General features: G+C 52.0%; 11 protein-coding genes. All 11 read left to right on the forward strand.

Annotated features, from left to right (window positions below; all coding sequences use genetic code 11):
• Nucleotides 1-88: 88 nt before the first annotated feature.
• The 11 genes from NYE29_RS19145 (at nt 89) to NYE29_RS19195 (ending at nt 17,172) form a co-directional block, all read left to right on the forward strand.
• Nucleotides 89-1,015: an ABC transporter permease gene (locus tag NYE29_RS19145; RefSeq protein ID WP_076114341.1), complete on the forward strand. Its 927-nt coding sequence runs from the start codon at nt 89-91 to the stop codon at nt 1,013-1,015.
• Between the two features lie 38 nt (nt 1,016-1,053).
• The gene (locus NYE29_RS19150) at nt 1,054-1,971 is read left to right on the forward strand and encodes a carbohydrate ABC transporter permease (protein ID WP_340897070.1); all 918 of its coding nucleotides are present in this window, start codon (nt 1,054-1,056) and stop codon (nt 1,969-1,971) included.
• 30 nt (nt 1,972-2,001) lie between these two features.
• Entirely contained in the window at nt 2,002-4,296 is a 2,295-nt protein-coding gene (locus tag NYE29_RS19155; protein WP_340897071.1) for a glycoside hydrolase family 3 N-terminal domain-containing protein, read from the forward strand.
• 2 nt (nt 4,297-4,298) lie between these two features.
• Nucleotides 4,299-7,409: an alpha-mannosidase gene (locus NYE29_RS19160; protein WP_340897072.1), complete on the forward strand. Its 3,111-nt coding sequence runs from the start codon at nt 4,299-4,301 to the stop codon at nt 7,407-7,409.
• Between the two features lie 24 nt (nt 7,410-7,433).
• The gene (locus tag NYE29_RS19165; RefSeq protein ID WP_340897073.1) at nt 7,434-8,753 is read left to right on the forward strand and encodes a glycoside hydrolase family 125 protein; all 1,320 of its coding nucleotides are present in this window, start codon (nt 7,434-7,436) and stop codon (nt 8,751-8,753) included.
• A gap of 19 nt (nt 8,754-8,772) precedes the next feature.
• A complete protein-coding gene (locus NYE29_RS19170) occupies nt 8,773-9,771 on the forward strand; it encodes a glycoside hydrolase family 130 protein (RefSeq protein ID WP_076114336.1) in 999 nt (332 codons plus the stop codon).
• Between the two features lie 5 nt (nt 9,772-9,776).
• On the forward strand, nt 9,777-12,521 hold the full coding sequence (locus NYE29_RS19175) for an alpha-mannosidase (RefSeq protein ID WP_340897074.1): 2,745 nt from the start codon (nt 9,777-9,779) through the stop codon (nt 12,519-12,521).
• Between the two features lie 1,148 nt (nt 12,522-13,669).
• The gene (locus tag NYE29_RS19180) at nt 13,670-14,350 is read left to right on the forward strand and encodes a response regulator transcription factor (protein ID WP_076114419.1); all 681 of its coding nucleotides are present in this window, start codon (nt 13,670-13,672) and stop codon (nt 14,348-14,350) included.
• Complete coding sequence (locus tag NYE29_RS19185) at nt 14,347-16,104, forward strand: sensor histidine kinase (protein WP_340897075.1); 1,758 nt, start codon at nt 14,347-14,349, stop codon at nt 16,102-16,104. Before NYE29_RS19180 ends, NYE29_RS19185 begins: the two co-directional genes overlap by 4 nt.
• A gap of 41 nt (nt 16,105-16,145) precedes the next feature.
• Nucleotides 16,146-16,670, forward strand: coding sequence for a CDP-diacylglycerol--serine O-phosphatidyltransferase (gene pssA, locus NYE29_RS19190; RefSeq protein ID WP_076114417.1), 525 nt, complete (start codon nt 16,146-16,148; stop codon nt 16,668-16,670).
• A 7-nt stretch (nt 16,671-16,677) separates the two neighbouring features.
• Nucleotides 16,678-17,172 (forward strand): DedA family protein, encoded by a 495-nt coding sequence (locus tag NYE29_RS19195; RefSeq protein WP_076114416.1) that lies wholly within the window; start codon nt 16,678-16,680, stop codon nt 17,170-17,172.
• Nucleotides 17,173-17,244: the final 72 nt, after the last annotated feature.

Consider the following 17,244-nt stretch of genomic DNA (forward strand, 5'->3'; position numbering starts at 1 on the left):
TTATTCAAGATCGGGCGGGTGATTAGACTTTGCCCGGTCTTTTGATTATGAAGACATTGATCTTTGCGGGATAGGAGGAATAAGTATTATGGGTAAAATTCGAAATACAACCCGAGATGTTGTGAGAAATAAAGTACTGCTGTTCATGGTTCTTCCGGGTACGTTATGGTTTTTATTTTTCTCCTATCTGCCAATGATCGGGACGGTCATTGCCTTTAAAGAATACCGTTTCAGCCGGGACGGGTTCTTGGCCAGCATCGTAAACAGCAAGTGGGTTGGCTGGGATAACTTCAAGTTCTTATTCACTACGAACGATGCGTATCTGATTACACGCAATACACTGTTGTATAACATGGCTTTTATCGTGGTGGGACTGATCTTATCGGTGCTGCTGGCGGTAGTGCTCTCTGAGATTGCCAATAAAAAGCTGGCCAAGCTGTATCAGACGGGAATGTTCCTGCCGTATTTTCTGTCCTGGGTGGTCGTGGGCTACTTTGCTTTCAGCTTCCTCAGCTCGGAGCGGGGATTGCTGAACGAAATATTCGGAAGCCACATTTCATGGTATTCAGAATCGAAATACTGGCCTTTTATTCTTATCTTCGTGTACTTGTGGAAGGCAGTAGGATATAACAGCGTAGTCTATCTGGCCGCGATCATGGGTATTGACAAGTCGCTGTACGAAGCGGCGATGATCGACGGAGCAAGCAAATTCCAGCAGATCCGCAACATCACGCTCCCGCTGCTCAGCCCGATTATCACCATAATGACCCTGCTTGCGATCGGAAAGATTTTTTATGCGGATTTCGGACTGTTCTATCAAGTGCCAAGAGATTCGGGGACGCTCTACAGCGTGACCAATGTTATCGATACGTATGTGTACCGCGGACTCAAGACGACCGGTGAGATCGGCATGAGCACAGCTGCGGGCTTGTATCAATCAGTGGTTGGTTTTGTTCTGGTCATTACCTCCAATTACATCGTGCGGAGATTCGATAAGGACAGTGCCTTATTCTAGGTCAATGAAAGGTCAATGAAGGAAAGTGAGGGAATCCTATGTCTGCAAATCCTGCTAAAGCGCGCAACTTCCATCAGCTGTCTAAAGGATGGAACATCATTTTTAATTGCATTGCCGGCGCTTTTGCTTTTCTTTGTATTTTTCCGTTTCTGTTTGTGGTGATCATCTCGTTCACCGATGAAGGAGCGCTTGCCCGGGAGGGCTACAAGTTAATCCCCTCTAAATGGAGCATTGGTGCCTATCAATATATCTTTGATTCAGGTGACACTTTACTCCGTTCGTACGGGGTGACTATCTTTGTAACAGTGATCGGCACCATTGTCAGCCTGCTGTTTATTGCGCTGTACGCCTATGCCATTTCACGTAAAAGCTTTAAATACCGCAATTTCTTCGCGTTCTTCGCCTTCTTCACGATGCTGTTTAACGGGGGGCTGGTGCCGACCTATATTGTCGTGACCCAGTTTCTTGGATTGAAGGACAGCATTTGGGCTTTGATTCTGCCGCTGGCCGTCAATGCCTTTTATATTATGATTCTGCGTACCTTCTACAGCACCAGCGTGCCGGATGCCATTATTGAGTCCGGGAAAATCGACGGGGCCGGCGAATTCCGGGTTTTCCTTACCCTTGTTCTGCCGCTGTCGCTGCCCGGCCTGGCTACGATTGCACTGTTCAGCACGCTCGGGTACTGGAACGACTGGTTCAACGCCTTGCTTTATATTGATAATCCCGATCTGGTGCCGCTGCAGTCGATGCTGATGCGGATTGAGACCAGCATGCAATTTATCCTGCAAAACTCGCAAAACAGTTCGCTTAGTCTGGAGGCGCTGCGTTCGATGCCTCAGGATACATCGCGTATGGCCATGGTGGTGCTTGCCACAGGTCCGATCATTTTTGCATATCCATTCTTCCAGCGTTATTTCATCCAAGGTCTTACCGTAGGTGCAGTTAAAGAATAGACAGAACAGGAGAGCGGGTGTGGGGATAAAATGATTTACAAAGACCGTACGAAGCCGATTAAGGAGCGGACAGCGCACCTGCTTGGGCTGATGACGCTGGAGGAGAAGGTGGGCCAGCTGATTCAACTTTTCGGCTGGCAGACCTATGAATATACAGAAGGCAGAGTAGAGCTGGACGAAAGCTTTAAACGTCAAGTCCGGGAAGGCGGCATCGGCTCCTTGTACGGAACCCTGCGGGCCGACCCCTGGACCGGTGTTACGCTGGAGACAGGACTGAGCCCGCGTGCCGGGGCCGAGGCGGTAAATGCCATTCAGAGCTATGTACTGGAGCATTCCCGGCTCGGAATTCCCATGCTGATCGGGGAAGAGTGTTCCCATGGACACATGGCTATTGGCGCAACCGTATTTCCCGTTCCGCTGCTTCTCGGCAGCACTTGGAATGTCGATTTATACAGGGAGATGTGCCGGGTAACCGCGCTGGAGACCCGCGCCCAAGGCGGAACAATTACGTATTCGCCGGTGCTAGATGTGGTGCGTGATCCCCGCTGGGGCCGCACCGAGGAATGTTTTGGAGAGGACCCTTATCTTATCGGCGAGTTCGCCGCCGCTTCCGTTGAAGGGCTGCAGGGCGATGCACTGGATAGCGAATCCAGTGTTGGCGCTACGCTGAAGCATTTTGTTGCCTATGGCAGCTCGGAGGGCGGCAGGAATGCAGGTCCCGTGCATATGGGGAAGAGAGAGCTTCTGGAAGTGGATATGTATCCCTTCCGCAAGGCAGTCGCAGCCGGTGCCGTGTCAATCATGCCTGCCTACAACGAAATTGATGGAGTGCCTTGCACCAGCAATACTGAGCTGCTGCGGGACGTGCTGCGTGGAGAATGGGAATTCGACGGCATGATCATCACCGATTGCGGTGCCATTGACATGCTGGCTTCCGGCCATGATACGGCAGCGGACGGTGAAGAGGCTGCTGTGCAAGCCATTCGGGCCGGTATTGATATGGAGATGTCTGGCGAGATGTTTGGCCGTCATCTGCTGCAGGCCGTCACTTCCGGCCGTCTGGAAGAGTCGCTGCTGGATGAAGCCGCTGCCCGTGTGCTGGACCTGAAATTCCGGCTGGGCCTGTTTGAACAGCCGTTCGCCGATCCTGATCGGGCGGAGCGGGTCATTGGCAGTCCAGAGCATGCCGGTTTGGCGCGTACGATCGCCGTAGAAGGTATTGTGCTGTTGAAAAATAACGGTGTCCTTCCGCTGTCCAAACGCGGAGGCACGGTCGCTGTCATCGGACCCAACGCCGATGCCGGCTATAATCAGCTCGGCGATTACACCTCGCCGCAGCCTCCATCCAAAGTGGCAACTGTTCTGGATGGCATCCGGCATAAGCTCTCGGCAGAGCCGGAGCGGGTAAGATACGCGCCGGGCTGCCGTATCAAAGACCATTCCACCGAAGGTTTTGACTTTGCAGTGGAGGCGGCGGCCGGGGCGGATACGATTATCCTCGCACTGGGCGGGTCCAGCGCCCGGGACTTTGGCGAAGGAAGTATTGATTTAAGAACCGGAGCCTCCAAGGTTACGCACAATGTACTCAGCGACATGGACTGCGGTGAAGGCATTGACCGGATGTCGCTTCAACTGTCCGGTGTTCAACGGGAACTTGTGAAGCGCCTGAAATCTCTCGGCAAACCTATAGTGGTCGTCTATATCAATGGCCGGCCCATCGCCGAGCCGTGGATAGATGAGCAAGCGGATGCGATTCTTGAAGCCTGGTATCCGGGACAGGAAGGCGGCCATGCTATCGCGGATATTCTATTCGGCGATGTGAACCCTTCGGGGCGGCTGACTGTATCCATCCCGAAGGATGCAGGGCAACTTCCCGTACACTATCTGGGCAAACGGTCCCGCGGCAAACGTTATCTGGAGGCAGATTCACAGCCGCAATATCCCTTCGGCTTCGGGCTAAGCTACACCGAATTCAGTTATACGAATTTGCGGGCAGAGCCCGCTGTTATTCACGCGGACGGGACTGCCGAAGTGACGGTGGAAGTGGAAAATACCGGCCGTTGCAGTGGAACGGAAGTGGTTCAGTTATATATTTCCGATCTTGTCAGCAAGGTAACCCGACCGGCCAAGCAATTGAAAGGATTCCGCAAAATCTGCCTGGAGCCGGGTGAAAAGCAAGTGGTTGCTTTTACGGTCAACGCCGAGCACTTGAGCTATATCGGGCCGGAGTACACACCAGTGATTGAACCGGGAATATTCAGAATTGGAGTTGGCAGAAATGTCAACGATACGCTCAATATTGAACTTGCGGTGGTGGAGGAATAGACATGGAACGAATCAATCGGTTTATCCGCGAATTGGCCGAGCGGCAATGGCTTGAATACAAGGCCATTGAGGATTGGCAGGTGTACTCAACGGAATATCGGCAGCCGGGAGATTATGACACGCTGCAGGTATTCCCGGGCAGTGAATCCTTTGGATTGTTTCCCAGTGTGCAGGGGACGACTTATATTCTCCGCACCACCTTGGAAATCCCTCCGGAATGGCCCGTAAAGGGAATCGGACTCATCTTCCAATCCGGCGGAGAAGGCCTGCTGCGCCTTAACGGAAGGTCCTGGCAGGGATTGGACCGCAACCATACCTTCGCAACATTGAATCCGGAGGTGGCCGGAAGAAGTCCGAAGCTGGAGATTGAATTGTATGATCCCATTCCGGAGCCCGACGATCCGCTGAACAAGCAGGCGGTAATACAGCCGCCGATCCGTTCCCTCACCACCGCGCTGGTGAGGGTTAACCGGCCTGTGCAGTCCTTAATGTATACTGCGACCGTAATCCGTGATTCGGCGCTGCTGCTGCCGGAGCAGGATTTCCGGCGTGCCCGCTTAATGGAGGCGCTGAACCGGGCCATGGATTCATTTGTCCTGTTGCACCTTGAAGAGGTAAAGGACGGCAGCCTGATCGGCGGCATCGAACAAGCACTGATCGAAAGTGTCCGGAAAATCGGCGGCAACAGTGAAGGCTTGATTCATATGGTAGGGCAGTCGCACATTGATATCGCCTGGCTGTGGCCAAAGCGGGAAACCGTCCGCAAGGCCAGCCGGACCTTCTCGACAGTGCATTCGCTGATGGAGGAATATCCGCATTACCGCTATGCCCAGAGCCAGCCCCAGCTTTTTGCTTATCTGAAAGAGAATGATCCTGAACTGTACAGCAAAGTGAAGGAGCGGATTCGGGAAGGACGCTGGGAACTGGTAGGGGGCATGTGGGTAGAGCCGGATTTGAACATTCCCAGCGGCGAATCCCTGATGCGTCAAATGCTCTACGGCCAGAGTTTCTATCAGGAGGAGTTCGGACAACACTCCGAGATTGAATGGCTGCCGGACACCTTCGGTTATTGCGCTTCGCTGCCGCAAATATTGAAACACGGCAAAGTGCGTTATTTCATGACGACCAAGCTCGGCTGGAATGATACGAACCTGTTCCCTTACGATTTGTTCCATTGGGTCGGTATTGACGGCACCTCGATGCTCTCTTATATGAACCATGGTGTGAATGAGAACACCCTGCCTAAGGATATCCATGACCACTGGCAGTCTTACCGTGAAAAGTCAGCCCACAGCGAGCAAATGCTGCTGTACGGGCATGGCGATGGAGGCGGCGGGGTTACTAGAGAGATGCTGGAATATATTGACCGTTCCGAGCTGATGGTAGGTCAGCCAGCTTCAGCTTATAGCACCGCGGCCGGATTCTTCGCGGGAATTGAGCAAGCCCGGCCGGAGCTGCCTTCTTGGCAGGGAGACCTGTATCTGGAGCTGCACCGTGGAACGTATACGACACACTCCCGGAATAAGCGCAATAACCGCAAAGCTGAAATTCTGTACCGGGAAGCGGAATTGTGGCAGACACTGGCAGGCAGCCTCCTTGAGCCGGACCAGTCCGGAGAAGTGGGCCGTGCGCTGCATAAGGGCTGGAAGCTGATATTGCTGAACCAGTTTCACGATATTATCCCGGGCTCATCCATTCCAGAGGTCTATCAGACCTCGGAGAAGGAGTACCGCAGCATTTTCAGCCTAGGCGAAGGCAGCCTGGAGTTGGTCATGGAAGCGGTGATTACCGGTATCGATACACGCGGGGAGGGCGCCCCTTATGTGGTGCTGAACAGTCTGGGCTGGCAGCGGGACATGATTGTTGACATACAGACTGGGATCAAGGAAGACAGAGCCCTGTCCGCCTATCAGGAGGATGGAACCAAGCTGGAATCGGAGACCCTCGTCATTGATGCTAAAACTATCCTTCGTATCCGTGTGCCTGAAGTTTCCCTGTTTGGGTACAAGACAGTCTGGTTGAGAGAAGTAGACCAGTCAGCGGAAATCGACCGGAACTGCGCAGCTTCCTTTGAAGATAGCTGGGAAACCGCATATTATCGCCTGAAGTTCAATGAACGGGGGGAAATCGCCAGTCTATACGATAAACAAGTTGGGCGTGAGATTGTCAAACCGGGAGAGCAGGCCAACCGCTTTCACTTCTTCCATGACCGTCCTATTCTATGGGACGCCTGGGACATTGACAGCCGCTACGAACAGCAGCCGGCCGGAGAGGCCGTTCTGCTGGAGAAGAAGCTGATCTCCTCAGGGGAAGTCTGTGATGTGCTGGGCTTCCGCTGGAGTATCGGCCAATCCGAAATCGAGCAGGAACTGGTTCTGTACCATCAAGATCCGCGGATTGATTTCAAGACCAAAGTGGTCTGGAACGAAGCCCATAAATTGCTGAAGGTAGGTTTTCCAATAGATGTAATGACCACCAAGGCGACCTATGAAATCCCATTCGGTGCGCTGGAACGGGTGACACACCGCAATACAACCTGGGAACAGGCGCAATATGAGGTGTGCGGGCATCGTTTTGTGGATGTGGCGGAGCATAGCTACGGCGTCAGTCTGCTGAACGACTGCAAATACGGGTATGACGTACAGGGCAGCACGATTCGGCTGTCGCTGCTGCGCGCGCCGAGATGGCCGGATAAGACGGCGGATATTGGCACTCACGAATTCACCTATTCACTGTACCCGCATGCGGGAGATTGGCGTGAAGCCCATACCCTGCGCAAGGCTGCCGAGCTGAATCTTCCGGCACATGCGGCTGCATGTACACCAGAAGAAGGCAAGCTGCCGGCTTCGGGTTCCTTGATCGGCTTCAACGGGAATCACGTAGTGCTGGATACGGTCAAATTGTCGGAAGACGGGAGCGGCAGCATTCTGCGGCTGTATGAATCGGCGGGTGGCCGTGAAACGGTGGAGATCAGCTGGCCGCTGCCGCATGCGAAGGTATGCCTGTCTAATGCGCTGGAGGAAGAAACAGAGGTACTTCATGAACAAGCAGGGAGTCTCCAACTGGAATTTGCTCCTTTCGAAATCAAGACGATCAAAATCATTCATTCCTAGACTAGGCAGAAGGAGAGATTCATATTGGAACAATTCAGACTTCCTCATATTGTGATGCCGGAGCTGCCGCTTCCTCCGTCGATTGCGGCGGTACTGGCGGAAACCGATCAGAAGCTGGCACACCGGCCGAAGCTGCGGCAGCTGTTCCGCAACTGTTTTCCCAACACCCTGGAAACAACAACCAAGCTGCTGGAGGACGGGACCACCTTCGTCATTACGGGCGATATTCCGGCAAGCTGGCTGCGTGACTCGGTCGAGCAGGTCATTCATTATGTGCCATTTGCGGGCAATGATCCCGAGCTCCAGCGTATCATCAGCGGGCTGATCAAGCGCCATATTCAATACGTTCTGATCGACCCCTACGCCAATGCGTTTAATGAAACGGCGAATGATTGGCATTGGAATGCCGGAGATGTGACGGAGATGTCGCCATGGGTCTGGGAGCGCAAATTCGAAATCGACTCGCTGTGTTTCGTGATCCGGCTGGCCCATGCGTATTGGGAAGAGACGAAACGGACCGACTTCTTCACGGCGGATTTCAAAAAAGCGCTGCGGCTCATTACCGATCTGTTCAAGCGGGAACAGCATCACTTCGAGCAATCCCCGTACCGCTTCACCCGCAATAACGGGATTCCCGAGGATTCGATCCGCAACGGCGGACTGGGCATGCCGGTCAATTATACCGGGATGATCTGGTCCGGCTTCCGTTCCAGCGACGATGCCTGTGATTTCCATTACAACATTCCGGGCAATATGTTCGCGGTTGTGGCCTTGCGGCAGATGCAGGATTTCGCCGAATGGGTCTTCCGCGATCTGGATTTCCTGGCGGAGCTTAAGGCGCTGGAACAGGAGGTCGACCATGGCATTAAGCTGTACGGCATCTACCGCCATCCGGAATTTGGGCCGATTTATGCATACGAAACGGACGGCTACGGCAACTACAGCCTGATGGACGATGCCGGAACGCCGGGCCTGATCTCCATTCCTTACCTTGGCTATGTGAAGAACGACGACCCGGTATACCAGAATACGAGACGTTTCGCGCTCAGCAAGGAGAACCCTTTCTATTTCGAAGGCAAAGTTGCCAAAGGCATCGGCAGTCCTCATACACCGCCGGGCTATATCTGGCACATGGCGCTGTCGATGCAGGGATTAACGGCGGACAACAAGGAAGAGAAGCTGGCGATGATCGACATGCTGGAAGCAACCGACGCCGATACCGGGTACATGCATGAAGGGTTCCTGGCAGATGACCCGCATATCTTTACCCGCAAGTGGTTCGCCTGGTCAAACAGCCTGTTCTCGCAATTGGTCTGGCAGGCGTTGAGAGAAGAAATCTTGTAACTGAAAAGGAGACATGATCATGACTACAATTATTGGAGACAAATTATCAAATATCCCTTGGCAGGATAAGCCGGCAGGCATAAATGCGCCCGTATGGCGGTATAATGCCAATCCGATCATTGAGCGCAATGCCATACCGAATTCCAACAGTGTATTTAATTCGGCTGTCATTCCCTTTAAGGACGGGTTTGCCGGCGTCTTCCGCTGCGATTCCAAATCCGTCAGCATGGATATTTTCGCCGGCTTCAGCGAAGATGGCGTGAACTGGAAGATCAATCATGAACCGATCGTGTTCCAAGGAGACCCCGAAATAATTACGCGGGAATACCGTTACGATCCCCGGGTTTGCAAGATTGATGACCGTTATTACATCTCCTGGTGCAACGGCTATCACGGGCCAACCATCGGGCTTGCCTATACCTTTGATTTTCAAACCTTTCACCAGCTGGAAAATGCCTTCCTGCCCTATAACCGCAACGGCGTATTGTTTCCGCGAAAGATCGGCAGCCATTATGCCATGCTCAGCCGTCCGAGCGATACGGGGCACACGCCTTTCGGAGATATTTTCTACAGTGAAAGCCCTGATCTCACCTTCTGGGGCAAGCACCGCTATGTAATGGGCACTGTTAATGGGGATGCATCCGCCTGGCAGTCCAAAAAAATCGGCCCGGGCCCCATTCCGATTGAGACCGACAAGGGCTGGCTGCTGATCTACCACGGCGTAATCAACACCTGCAACGGGTTTGTCTACCGCATGGGCTGCGCGCTTCTGGATCTGGACGAACCTTGGAAGGTAAAGGCACGTTCGCGCAACTATATTCTCGGCCCGGAAACCTTGTATGAATGTGTGGGCGATGTGCCGAATGTAACCTTCCCTTGCGCGGCGTTGACGGATTCGGCTACGGGACGGATCGCCATCTATTACGGCTGCGCCGACACCGTGACCGGACTCGCCTTTACCACTGTGGATGAGCTGCTTGAGTATATGGAGGAATTCCCTTTGAAGGCTGAGGTGTAGCACACTTGAACAAACAACAAACGGCTCATATCATTTCGCATACCCACTGGGACCGGGAATGGTATTTGCCCTATGAGCGGCATCATATCCGTCTCGTCCAGCTTGTGGACAGCCTGCTGGACAAACTGGAGCAGGACCCGGACTTCAAAAGCTTTTTCTTTGACGGTCAGACAATCATTATCGAGGACTATCTTCAGGTCCGCCCGGGCAACCGGGAGCGGCTGGAACGGCATATCCGTGAGGGAAGGATTTTTATCGGGCCCTGGTATATTCTCCAGGATGCCTTTCTGACCAGCCCGGAAGCCAATGTGCGCAATCTGCAGATCGGCCATAAGGACGCCCGCGTGTATGGGGAAGTTTCACGGATTGGTTATTTTCCCGACACCTTTGGCCTGACCGGACAAATTCCCCAGCTTATGGCGCAGGCCGGAATTACTAACGCATTCTTCGGGCGCGGGGTCAAGCCGACGGGATTCAATAACACCGTTTCCGACGACGGTTATGAATCCTCCTTCTCCGAGTTGCTCTGGGAAGGGCCGGACGGCTCGAAGGTGCTGGGCATCCTGTTCGCCAACTGGTATTCGAACGGCAATGAGATTCCGGTCGATCCGGCGGAGGCGAAGGTATTCTGGGACCGGAAGCTGTCCGACGCCGAACGATTCGCGGCTACGGATCAACTGCTGTTCATGAACGGCTGCGATCATCAGCCGCTGCAAACCGATTTGCCGGAGGCGATCCGTACAGCGCAGAGGCTGTATCCGCAGACGGATTTTGTCCATTCCAACTTTGCGGACTATGTCGGGGCTGTGGCCGCCGCTGCCCTGGACCGCGGCCTCTCTACGGTCAAGGGCGAGCTGCGGAGCCAGCGCACCGATGGCTGGGGGACGCTGGTCAATACCGCTTCGGCCCGGGTGTACCTGAAGCAGATGAACCAGCGCGGCCAGGCGCTGCTTGAGAAGGTGGCGGAGCCGCTAGCTTCCATCGCCAGGCTGCACGGCGGGGAGTATCCGCATCATCTGTTTACTTACGCCTGGAAGACACTGCTGCAGAACCATCCGCATGATTCGATCTGCGGCTGCAGCGTGGATGAAGTGCACCGCGAGATGGTAACCCGCTTTGACAAAAGCCGCCACATCGCCGAAGGCATTGTGGAGGGCAGCATGCAAACCATCACCCAAGCGGTTGATACTTCCCTGTTCTCCGGGTTTGGCGAAGACGCCTTGCCGCTTGTAGCGGTCAATACAAGCGGCTGGAGCCGCACGGGCACGGTGAGCGTGGAGCTGGACGTTGCCCGCCTGTATTTGCGGGAAGGTCTGCCGCTGGAAGTAACGGCCAGCCGGATGAAAGCGGCAGATCTGGACGGACGGGTGCTGATCAATGAACAGGGGACAGAAATTCCCTGCACCGTCGAGGATCTGGGCCTGTCGTTTGGCTATGATCTGCCGGACGACAGGTTCCGGCAGCCGTACATGTGCCGCAAGGTAAAGCTGACCTTTGAGGCTGCGGACGTTCCGGCGCTGGGTTGGCGCAGCTACGCATGGGTACGCCTTCAAGAGGGTAAAGGTGCACTGCTTACCGAAAAGGTCTCCCTGCTCCAAGGAGAGCAGGTGCTGGAAAACGCAAACCTGCGTGTAGAAATCATGGCGGACGGTTCCTTTGCGCTGACGCACAAAGCGAGCGGCAAGGTGTACCGTGATCTTGGCATTTATGAGAATACCGGCGATATCGGCAACGAATATATGTTCAGACAGCCGGCAGGTGAAACGCCGCTCACTACCCAGGGCTTTGCGGCCGGCATCCGCGTGATTGAAGACACGCCGTACCGGGCTTCCGTAGAAATTACCCATGAGTGGGCAATTCCGGCTTCAGCCGACTCCCTTCTGGAAGATGAACAGCGTTCGCTGGTCTACTATCCCGAGCGGCAGGCGCAGCGCTCCACGGCAACCGTGCTGCTTAAGCTGCGCACGGTGCTGAGGCTGGAGCAGGGCGGCAAAGGTCTGAAGATCGAAAGCTTCATCAGCAATACGGCGAAGGACCACCGGTTGCGGATGCTGTTCCCGACCGATCTGGCCGCGTCCACCCACCGCGCCGATTCCATGTTCGAGCTGGCCGAACGACCGAACGAGCCGGCGCCGGAGTGGCTGAATCCCAGCAATACACAACATCAGCAGTCTTTCGTGGATGTGGCGGAAGCAGGCGCAGGACTTGCAGTAGCCAATCTTGGACTGAATGAATATGAAATTCTGCGCGACGGCCGTAATACGATAGCCGTAACCCTGCTCCGCTGTGTCGGTGAGATGGGAGACTGGGGCTGGTTCCCTACGCCGGAAGCCCAGTGTCAGGGCGAACAGACAGCGGAAATGCTGCTCATTCCGCATGACGGAGACGTTGTGTCCTCCGGCGCTGCCGCCGGGGCTTATCAGTTCCAGATTCCTTGGATCACCGCCCAGGCGGAGCTTCATCCGGGAACCCTTCCTGCCGTTTATTCACCACTTCGCTGGAGCGGCAAGTCCGCTGCCTTGTCCTCGTTTAAAATGAACGAGGACAGCGGGGACTTGCTGATCCGCTGGTTTAATATGGAGAGCAAGCCGTGTGAATTGCATTTGGAGACGGATATACCGAATAGGGGATTTTACAAATCCAATATTCTAGAGGACAAATCGGCAGTCCTGGACTGCAGCAGCACTGTTGCGCTGGAGCTGCCGGTTGGCGGACATGAAATTGTGACCGTGGGAATCGGCCTCGGCTGAACCCAATGATCCTTCTCACTATATAAACGCAAGAAAGTTAAAAAAGCAGCGATCCTCTTGTTACCGGAGGGTCGCTGTTTTTGTTGTTGTTATTGTCATTGGCCGCTCCGCATGAAGGTCGCGTCCGGGTCTTTCTTGCTGAAGCAGTGTTTGGTACTGCTGTTATTTTGGCAGCGGGGTAGCAGGTCCTTGCTAAATATCCGGACGGCTCTCTAAGAGGGTTGTCTTTGGGCTTGTCTAGGGCGTGTCTTCAAACCGCTTCCCCGCCAACACCTGCTGCTGTATGCCCTAAGGAATCATGGGTACAGTACCATTTTCTGATCACACGCAGAGAAAGGCGTTTCGCCACTATATAGATTGAACTTGAAAACTTGAGCTAAAGGAAAGGAGCAACCGAGGGGGATTTTGGAACTGGAGGAGCGGTAGTGTCCGCCTGAAAGCTTTCCGAAGGAAAGCTAGCATCGAAAGCATAAGCAGTCTTCGGATTTCTACCGCTAATAGCGGTTGAAATCAAGAAATTTGAAGACAACAGCGGCCGGAAGTCCAAATATTCACCGTAGTTGCGACTGATCTTGTACTCTAAAACCTTAAGTTCAATCTATTTAGGTAGTTTTTTCGGTAGAGGCTTACGACTCGGTGTTTCAAAGACTTCGTTCTTCTTCCGAAGGCGTGTGTATGCGCCTGGAAAGTGTATTCCTGGCTCTGAGCACGAACGGACCGAGTTGCACTTATTTGAGGATTTTAGCCTGTTACAGGAGGAAAACGGACTCCAGTGCAGTTATTTCTCCCTGCTGGCCGTTTTTAGATAAAATGCAGAGCAGATAAGGCCGCCTGGGTCCGCAAAAGAGAATAAACAGGGGGTTTACTCTCCATAACGCCTCCTGAGTCCGAGTAAACGAACCCGCTGCGGGTTTTTAGGGCCCTATTTTCAATTCTAAATCCTTGCTTCCCCAGAGCTCTTCCATTTGAAGGTATGCTCTAGTTTCAATCTACCTTTCCCAGTTTCACCAGCGTCCACAATCAACACTTTTATATCTGGACTTGTATCTGTAGAATCAAGTGGGGGGTGTTCTGTCTAAGGACACATGAAGGACATATCACTCGATTAAGCTGAAAAATATAAAAATGGTTTGAAGGCGGGGACTATATTGAAAAAGAAAGTTCTTCTCGTTGAGGATGAAAGCCGCATTCGTGAACTTGTTTCCGATTATTTCATAAAGAACGACTGGGAAGTACAAGAGGCGGATAATGGAAAAGATGCATTGAGCTGGTTTGATTCGCTGCAACCGGATCTGCTGATTCTGGATATTATGATCCCCAAGATGGACGGCTTTGAAGTGTGCCGGGAAATTCGCAAAAAGGCAGCGATACCCATCATATTGTTGACGGCCAAATCCGGAGATGAAGATAAAATTCACGGTTTTGAACTGGGCGCGGATGATTATGTGACGAAGCCGTTTAGCCCAAAAGTACTGATAGCCCGGGCGAATGCGCTAATGAAACGGGTCGAGGGAGGTCATTTGCCGGAATCCAGCATCGTAAAGTTTGGTTCCGCGATGTTTAATACGCTGGCCCATCGGCTTGAGGTTGCTGGTGCAGAAATAGAGCTTACCCCTAAGGAATATGATCTGTTATGGCTGTTGATCCGAAATAAGGGCATTGTGATCTCAAGGGACACGATCCTTACCCGGATATGGGGGATTGAATTCGAAGGCGATTCCCGTGTAGTGGACAGCCACATCAAAAAACTGCGAAGTAAGCTGGGGTATGAGTCACGTTATATTCGCACGGTGATTGGCACCGGGTACATATTTGAGGATGAGGCATGAAAAGATGGGGAATTACCTTTAAGCTGTTCGTGATGACAGTTGTGTTTTTTGTTTGCTTTTACGGGATGGTGATTTTGAGCCAGCTGTTTTTCTTTGACAGCTTCTATCAGCAGCAGAAGGAAAACCGTGTGGAGAAGCATCTCAAGAGCTTTGGGTCAAGCTACACAAGCGGGTCGTGGGATACGAGCAGGACTTCCCAGGAGCTTGCCCGCTTCATGCTGCGCAATAAAACGCAGCTGGTTATTATGAAGCTGGACGGCAAGATGAAGTCGGAAGACCCGTTTCATATGAAGGTTATGAATGAAGACGGCCAGATCATAGCTGTTTCTTTATCCCTGTTCATCAATCAGTATGGAGATGAGTTCAGTGCAGCGAATATTAAGCTGGATGATCCTTTGACCATTCAAGGAGACCAGCTGATTGAAGGAGATGTCTACTCACCGGAGCTCATATTCCCCACTAGCATAAAAAAGCAAGGGTCCGCAGCCATTGGGGATGAATCAGAGGGAGGAGACACTCAATTTTCCGGTATTGTCACGGAGATCGTTTTACCTAATCTGAAAATATGGAATCCGCGTCAGGGCATCCTGTTTGAGGCCTTGGACGAGTGGTTTCCGTTGTCTGAGGCCCGGGTGGAACAGTTCAAAGGGCTGCAAATGCAGAAAGCGGATTGGACAGCCCCTTGGGGTGGAATCCGCAACTCTGTGATGATTTTGCCTGTGCAGCAACGTAACGGAGATATTGATCTGTTATTCACTGTAACTTCCTTACAGGAGGTTAAGGATTCGAATGATGCGCTGCGCTGGTTCTTTTTATATCTCGGAATCGGAGGTTTTGTATTTATTCTTATACTGTCCTACTTCTATTCTAAAATGGTAGCCCGTCCACTGATCAAGCTGAACAAAATTGCCAAACGTATGGTTTCCCTGGACTTTACAGGACATCCCTCCATCCGGCAGAAGGATGAACTTGGAAGCTTGTCCAATAGCATGTTCACCTTATCACAAAGTTTAGACTCCGCCTTGAGTGAGTTGAGGGAGGCCAATCAGCAGCTGGTCGAAGATATGGAGCGCAAACAAAAAATGGAGACCATGCAGCAGGACTTTTTTGCCAATGCCTCTCATGAATTGAAGACGCCTCTAAGCATTATTAAAGGATTTGCCGAAGGACTAGAAGACGGAGTAAGTGCTGCTAAACAGGATTACTACATTAAGGTCATTATAGAGGAATCTGAAAAAATGGGATTTCTTGTGAATGATATGCTGGATTTGTTCAGATTGGAGTCGGGGACGACTAAACTCAGAAAGACCTCCTTCATGCTGACGGAACTGACGGAAAAGGTAGCGGACAGGCTGATTCACTTTCTGCAGGAAAAGCAGCTGCAGGTGATGATAATTCCTGCTAATGAATTGCCGGTATACGCGGATGCGGGCTGGATCGAACAGGTTATTCTTAATTTTCTAACCAATGCAATCAGGCATGCTGAAGATGGAAGTACCATAACCGTGAATGTTCAGAGCGATGAGAAGTCTACTGTATTCTCTATTCATAATAAAGGTGAGTCGATACCCGAAGATCAGCTGGGGCAAATCTGGGAGCGGTTCTACAGGGTTGAGCCTTCCCGGAGCCGGCTGACAGGTGGAACGGGACTGGGGCTTTCCATTGCAAAGCGGATACTGGATATGCATGGCTGTAGTTATGCAGTGGAAAATATCGAGGAAGGCGTCAAATCTATGGTTAGATTTGAAGGCTAATCCCACCAATACATGTACTGTAGCGAAAGGAGTAAGACAGCATGAAATGGAATTGGCTGCCTTCAATGTTTACTCTGGCAAATTTGGGAATTGGAGCATTCTCTTTGCTCTTCACAATTCAAGAACGATATAGTTTGGCATTAACCATGATATTGTTAGCAGCTTTGTGTGATGTAATGGATGGTTTGCTGGCCCGGTGGCTGCATTGTACCAGCGATTTCGGCAAGCAATTGGACTCACTGGCAGATATCATATCCTTTGGATTGGCTCCTGCGTTTCTGATTTTGTTGTACAAGCTGGAAAATGTTCAGTGGCTGGGGACCCTGGCTGCAGTTGCTTTCCTGATCTGCGGCGCACTGCGGTTGGCCAGATTTAATATATCAGCTTCTTCGAAGGGTTTCGTAGGGATGCCGATTACTGCTGCAGGGGTGATCCTTTCGATGATCTCTTTGCTGGATGGACGGATGAAACCGGAATACATAGTAGTATTAATGTTGATGCTGTCTATAATGATGATCAGCCGGATTCCCTTCCCTTCTTTCAAAAAAAACTTCAACAGGAAGTGAAATATTGATGCCTTGGATGATGGAGTTAATTTCACATTACGGCTATTTAGCAATTTTTGCTCTTTTGGCGCTTGGAATTCTTGGACTTCCCGTACCTGACGAAGTGTTGATGTTGTTTGTAGGGTATTTGTCGTCCATTATGGTTCTGAATTTCACACTTTCGGTACTGATCGGCTGCATAGGGTCCATAACAGGAATGATGATCAGCTACACCATTGGTTTGCGGCTGGGACAACCGGTAGTGAATAAATACGGCAAGTGGATTGGGCTTACCCCGAAGCGGTTTATCAGAGTCAAGGGATGGTTTATACGCTTTGGAATTTGGACGGTTGCTTTTGCCTATTTTATTCCGGGGGTCAGGCATGTTGCCAGTTATATTTCCGGCATCAGTGCCATGCCCTTCAAAAAATATGTATGTATATCCGTTGCATGTGCGCTGACCTGGTCACTCCTTTTTGTTTCAATTGGCTACTTTATAGGTGCCAAGGTTTCTTTCTCCTAGACGTATCAACGCTAATCCGAAGATTAGGCGAATCAAACAATAATACTCCTTTTCAGGGCTTGTCTAATCACA

It is taken from the genome of Paenibacillus sp. FSL M7-1046 (genome assembly GCF_038007405.1).
In the GTDB taxonomy this organism is placed as follows: Bacteria; Bacillota; Bacilli; order Paenibacillales; family Paenibacillaceae; genus Paenibacillus_AQ.

Bases quoted from the DNA above. Each gene is read 5' to 3' on its own strand.
- NYE29_RS19145 (WP_076114341.1), top strand. From the start codon at position 89: ATGGGTAAAATTCGAAATACAACCCGAGATGTTGTGAGAAATAAAGTA.
- NYE29_RS19160 (WP_340897072.1), top strand. From the start codon at position 4,299: ATGGAACGAATCAATCGGTTTATCCGCGAATTGGCCGAGCGGCAATGG.
- NYE29_RS19195 (WP_076114416.1), top strand. From the start codon at position 16,678: ATGCCTTGGATGATGGAGTTAATTTCACATTACGGCTATTTAGCAATT.
- NYE29_RS19150 (WP_340897070.1), top strand. From the start codon at position 1,054: ATGTCTGCAAATCCTGCTAAAGCGCGCAACTTCCATCAGCTGTCTAAA.
- NYE29_RS19155 (WP_340897071.1), top strand. From the start codon at position 2,002: ATGATTTACAAAGACCGTACGAAGCCGATTAAGGAGCGGACAGCGCAC.
- NYE29_RS19170 (WP_076114336.1), top strand. From the start codon at position 8,773: ATGACTACAATTATTGGAGACAAATTATCAAATATCCCTTGGCAGGAT.
- NYE29_RS19185 (WP_340897075.1), top strand. From the start codon at position 14,347: ATGAAAAGATGGGGAATTACCTTTAAGCTGTTCGTGATGACAGTTGTG.
- pssA (WP_076114417.1), top strand. From the start codon at position 16,146: ATGAAATGGAATTGGCTGCCTTCAATGTTTACTCTGGCAAATTTGGGA.